The sequence below is a fragment of the Niallia endozanthoxylica genome (assembly GCF_008710145.1).
Lineage (GTDB): Bacteria > Bacillota > Bacilli > Bacillales > Cytobacillaceae > Bacillus_BD > Bacillus_BD endozanthoxylica.
This window is the reverse complement of sequence record NZ_VYKL01000070.1, coordinates 1-5,342: the sequence shown is the minus strand read 5'-3', so window position 1 is coordinate 5,342 and position 5,342 is coordinate 1. Positions and strand designations below refer to the sequence as shown.

Below are 5,342 nucleotides of genomic sequence, written 5' to 3'. Positions count from 1 at the left end.
TATCCCTTACTAAAGAAGGAGAATGAAGTTCCGTCACTGTGACCACTCGAATTTTGTCGAAATTTATAGAATAGGAGGGTGCGATTATTCCTTATCCTCCTATAGTAATAAAATTTAATTCCAATGCCCTAAGAGTGGCAATAATTCTTAATCTGTAAGTTTATTTACTTCTAAAGTGAAATAGTCCCGGTCACTGTGCATTGCGATCCAATGACAGTGCGGTCACTGTGACCACCGGAATTTTGTCGAAATTTATAGAATAGGAGGATGCGATTATTCCTTATCCTCCTATAGTAATAAATTTCAATTCTAATGCTTTAAGAGTGGCAACGGTTCTTGATTTGTAAGTTTATTTACTTCTGAAGCGAAAAGCTACCTTGCTCAGCGTCATTTGTTGATTCTGAGTGGAAAGTGGTTGTAAGTTGCTCTAATCCATTTATTTTAAAAACTTTTTAAAAGTTGCAGGAATTTAGCTCAGGAGATGGAATATTAATATAATAATCTCTAGAACATTAATCCTCGTATCAATGTATTTCCCACCCTTTTCTTTCATTTAATACTTTATTACTATCATGAACCTTTAATCTTTTCAAAACTATTTTCATTCAGGGAGGTCTACCCAAATGACCGTGAAAATTTCAAGTATTGGCCTAAAAGGACTTGAGGGCTATCGTGTCCAAGTGCAAGTACAAGCTTCAAAAGGAAAGGAGTCAATGGTGATTGTGGGACTGCCGGATGCCTGTGTAAAGGAGTCAAAGGAACGAGTGTTGTCAGCGGTGCGGACGATGCATTGTGATGTGACTGATTACAAGATTGTTGTGAACCTATCTCCAGCTGAGCAGAAGAAAAACGGTTCTTTTTTTGACCTTGCGATGGCAATAGGGTTAATGAAAGAGATGGGGGAGTTTAAAGAGAAGATTCCTGAAGACTCTGTTTTTATTGGCGCGTTGTCGCTAGATGGGACGGTTGAAAAGGTAGAAGGGATGCTGCCGGCTATCATCGCAGCCAAGTCGTTGGAGTGTAAGAGGGTCTATATGCCCTATGACCCATTGATTCCGTTGGACATGCTCGAAGGGATGGAGTGTATCGTGATTCAGCATGTTGATGACGTATTGATGCATTTGTCCGGACAAGAATTGCTTCCCATTCATCTAGCACCAAAAGCAATCGAAGTGGCGGAACCTTCTTTTATCTATGCTAAGGATTTTCGTGACATTATCGGCCATGAGCAGGCAAAGGAAGCATTTGAGATTGCTGCTGCCGGTGAGCATAATGTATTAATGAGCGGTCCGCCAGGCTGCGGGAAAAGTCTCTTTGCAGAAGCGTTTCCGTCAATCTTGCCCCCTTTGACAAAGGAAGCACAGCTTGAAGTGATTAGCTTATACCAGCTTGCAAAAGAAACACTAGCATCACCCCAAATCGCACCTTACCGAAATCCCCACCATTCTTCCTCATCGGTTGCCATTGTCGGAGGCGGTACGAATCCGAAGCCTGGAGAGATATCTCTTGCTCATCGCGGTGTACTGTTTCTTGACGAAATGGCTGAGTTCCAAAAGAAAACATTAGATATGTTACGCCAGCCGCTGGAATCCGGAAAGGTAACAATCAGCCGGGCGCAGTCAACGGTTACGTATCCGTGTTCCTTCATACTCCTTGCTGCTATGAACCCATGCCCTTGTGGATATCTTGGTTCACGTTCACATTATTGCACCTGTACTCCCAAGCAAGTCCAATCCTATCAAAATAAAATCTCCGGCCCTGTAACCGATCGGATGGATATTCTGCTTTTTTTGCAATCTGTTCATTTAGATCAGCCTGCAACTGAACGAATGAGCTCTGCTGTTATCCGAAAAAGAGTAGAAAAGGCACGAGAAAGGCAGTATGAGCGGTATCAGGAGCAGGTATGTAACGCAAAGGTTTCGTTTGAGAAGTTACTAGAGATAAGTCCTTTGCAGGAACATCAGATGAACATGATCCGACAGGTGGCGTCTAAACAGCATTGGAGCAACCGCGTGCAAATTAAAGTGATTAGGCTGGCCAGAACGATATCCGATTTAGCAGGCAGCAAGGACATCACGGATGAAGCAATTTGGCAGGCAATCACACTGCGACGAGGCAATATTCTCAAAGAACAGATAAAGGCGGGGAAAAGATAATGCCGTACAAGAAGAGAGTTTACATACCAAACCGTTTTTATCATGTAGTCTGTCGCGGCAACCGGCGCGATCCGCTGTTTCGCTGCCATACTGATTTTCTAGCCTTTTTTCATATACTCGAACAGCTCCATCAGAAAATCCCATTCGAACTGGCCTCCTATTGCTTGATGACAAACCACTTCCATCTGCAAATCCGTTCCAAAGAGGCTCCTCTTTCCAAAGTCATGTCCCTTGTCAATAAGAGGTATGCCAATTATTACAATACCCGCTACCGCCTAACTGGCCATGTGTTTGAAAAACGCTACTACGACAAATTGATAGAAGATAAAGAAGGCATGCTCGAGGTGAGCAGGTATATTCATCTAAATCCAGTAGAAGCCAAAATGGTCAAAAAACCCGAGTACTATCCATGGAGCAGTTATCAATATTTTAAAAGTGAATATTCTATTGCGCCTAGTTTTATGGATGTTCATCATATCCTTGATTACTACATTGGAACTAGTAAAGAAAAGAGAGAAAAGTATATCGGAAGCATGGGGCCGGTTCTGTTGCCTCCTTTTGGAAGTTCATAATTCTGCATCACATGAAGGTGAAAATAAAAAACTCGCATCATGAAGTAAGGGAGTATGTGTGTCATTTCGAAATGTTTTCATGCTGTACTCTCTAGCAAGCGGAAGGAAAATGAAAGTATCATAATTAATGGTATTAAAATATGCATAAGATGTAATACTCCTCTTTATCTCACTATAACATCCCTTACAGCTCTTCACCAAAAGTGCGTAAGAACCTAACTTATTTTTGGAAAACTGTTTAATTCTACTTGACGGTTACAAATGTTAAGTTGTTATACAAATTTGATTGATTTTCAATAAGATCAGTCCTCCGCAAACGGGACAGATTGTTGAGGAACAAGTAAAGAAAACGGGTCTGTGTATCACGGATATATATGTAGAAATGTAGAAATGTAGAAATGTAGAAAAGGCAAATTAAGAACTTCATAAAAAATCAATAAAAAAATTTTTTTCGATTAGCGAAAAATCGAAAGGAATTAAAAACCTGTTGGTAGAATAATGAAAAAGTATTTCAATAAAAACAGGGGTTGATGAATGGAAGATGCTTGTTAAAGATGCACAAGTAAGGGAAGTAACTATATTTAGCCATAATGGTAATAAAATTAAAACAGAAGATCGAGAAATTAATATCATTGCTAGATTTGAAGAACCGCTAGTTGTAGTTTTAGGCTCAGTACTGGATGATGAGGAATGTGAGACGCTTATTCAGTTGTCAAAAGACCTCCTTCAGCGTTCAAAAATCGGAAGTACAAAAGAAGTCAGTGATATACGAACAAGTAGCGGCGCATTTTTAACAGACGTCAAAAGTAATATTCTTGCGAGGGTAGAAAAAAGGGTGTCGGCCATTATGGGAATTCCTATAGAGCATGGGGAAGGACTACATATTCTGAACTACAAACCTGGTCAAGAGTACAAAGAACATTTAGATTATTTCACTCCTACAAGCAAAGTGGCGAAGAACAATCGTATCAGTACGCTTGTATTATACTTAAATGATGTAGAAGAGGGAGGCACAACCTTTTTCCCGAAACTTAATTTAACTGTTTGTCCGCAAAAGGGCATAGCAGTTTACTTTGAATATTTTTATAATGACCCAATATTAAACGAGTTAACACTACACGCAGGAGCTCCTGTAGTAAAAGGAGAAAAGTGGATAGCTACTCAATGGATGAGAAGGCAGAAAGTCATTTAAATAGTTAAGTCACTGTGACCACCCGAACTAATCATTATTGTGAGTATGTAGAAACTGAATAGTGAATGTTTGGATGTATTACCTTATAAAAAAACTAAACTATGTAAGTAGGAACGGTACGCTTTCCTACTTACACAGTTTAGTTTACACGCCCATTTTTTTGTTCATTTAAGCGTTTCGAATGATATCCGCTACGATCTTGTAGGATTGTAAGCGAGCTTGATGGTCAAAAATTTGGCTGTTTATAATAATTTCATCTGTTTGTGTTTCTTCCACAAATTTTTCGAGTTTTGTTTTGACTGTCTCTCGGCTGCCTATGATTGAGCCTGCTAATTTTTGCTGTAACATCGACTTTTCATAACTGCTGCATAGGGCATCCATATCATCAACTGGAGGCTGAAGAGGGACTTGCTGATTACGAATAAGTCCAAGATGATGTTGCAGCAAGGAAGTTGATCGTTTTTCTGCTTCTTCATCCGTATCTGCAGCAATAATATTGGTACCAATCATGACATACGGCTCTTGCAAGATTGACGATGGTTTAAAGTTATTGCGATATAAGGCAAGAGCGGGCAATGTGTTTTCTGGTGAAAAATGATTCGCAAAGGCAAAGGGAAGACCCAGTTGTGCAGCCAATTGAGCGCTATAACCGCTTGAGCCAAGAAGCCAAGTTGGTATTTGAAGACCTCTGCCAGGGATGGCATTCACTTTCATATTCTCAGGGCTAAAATAAGCTCTAAGTTCTGCTACTTGTTCTGGAAAATCATGTCCATCACTTGTCACATTGCGACGTAGCGCATATGCCGTAAGCTGATCCGTTCCAGGAGCACGGCCAAGACCTAAGTCGATTCGACCAGGAAATAGCGTTTCTAATGTTCCAAATTGCTCGGCCACTACGAGTGGTGCATGATTAGGCAGCATAATTCCCCCTGAACCCACTCGGATTTTTGATGTATTCGCAGCGATATGGCCAATTAAAATGGAAGTTGCAGAGCTTGCAATTCCTGGCTTATTGTGATGCTCCGCTAACCAATATCTTTTATAGCCCCAATTCTCTGCATGTTGAGCTAAATCTGCCGAATGTTTAAAAGAAGTGTTTGCATCACTTCCTTCAGTAATTGGAACCAAGTCTAGGATTGAATACGCAATATCTTGTAGCGTTTTGTTCATTACTTTTTCAACTTCTTTCTATGATAGTGTATTAATATAAGAGCATATGAATAGTTTATCAGTAATTAAGAAAGTTTAAAATAATAAGGTATGGGACAAGAGGGACAGGTCCGTTGTCCCAAAGGTAAATAATTGAAGAGAATTCGAAGTAAGCCCTATCCCATAGATTAGAGAGATAGGGTTATTTTTATTAAATAAAAAATTGGTGACAGTGGGCCTGTCCCCGTGGACCTCAAATGACCCCCTCAATAT

General features: G+C 40.1%; 4 protein-coding genes. 3 read left to right on the top strand and 1 reads right to left on the bottom strand.

The genetic code is table 11. The features are described 5' to 3' along the window. The first annotated feature begins 623 nt into the window (after positions 1-623). The 3 genes from F4V44_RS26545 to F4V44_RS26535 all read left to right on the top strand — a co-directional run bounded on the left by F4V44_RS26545 (position 624) and on the right by F4V44_RS26535 (position 3,920). Positions 624-2,156 carry a YifB family Mg chelatase-like AAA ATPase gene (locus F4V44_RS26545; RefSeq protein ID WP_150442987.1) on the top strand — a complete coding sequence of 511 codons (1,533 nt, stop codon included), beginning with the start codon at positions 624-626 and terminating at the stop codon, positions 2,154-2,156. Then, positions 2,156-2,728, top strand: coding sequence for a transposase (locus tag F4V44_RS26540; protein ID WP_150442986.1), 573 nt, complete (start codon positions 2,156-2,158; stop codon positions 2,726-2,728). Before F4V44_RS26545 ends, F4V44_RS26540 begins: the two co-directional genes overlap by 1 nt. A gap of 541 nt (positions 2,729-3,269) precedes the next feature. After that, positions 3,270-3,920 (top strand): 2OG-Fe(II) oxygenase, encoded by a 651-nt coding sequence (locus F4V44_RS26535; RefSeq protein WP_150442985.1) that lies wholly within the window; start codon positions 3,270-3,272, stop codon positions 3,918-3,920. 168 nt (positions 3,921-4,088) lie between these two features. On the opposite strand, the gene F4V44_RS26530 is transcribed toward F4V44_RS26535, so the two are convergent. Continuing rightward, positions 4,089-5,090 (bottom strand): LLM class flavin-dependent oxidoreductase, encoded by a 1,002-nt coding sequence (locus tag F4V44_RS26530; protein WP_150442984.1) that lies wholly within the window; start codon positions 5,088-5,090, stop codon positions 4,089-4,091. Positions 5,091-5,342: the final 252 nt, after the last annotated feature.

Coding starts and splice junctions, on each gene's coding strand:
- F4V44_RS26535 (WP_150442985.1), top strand. CDS start 3,270: ATGCTTGTTAAAGATGCACAAGTAAGGGAAGTAACTATATTTAGCCAT.
- F4V44_RS26530 (WP_150442984.1), bottom strand. CDS start 5,090: ATGAACAAAACGCTACAAGATATTGCGTATTCAATCCTAGACTTGGTT.
- F4V44_RS26545 (WP_150442987.1), top strand. CDS start 624: ATGACCGTGAAAATTTCAAGTATTGGCCTAAAAGGACTTGAGGGCTAT.
- F4V44_RS26540 (WP_150442986.1), top strand. CDS start 2,156: ATGCCGTACAAGAAGAGAGTTTACATACCAAACCGTTTTTATCATGTA.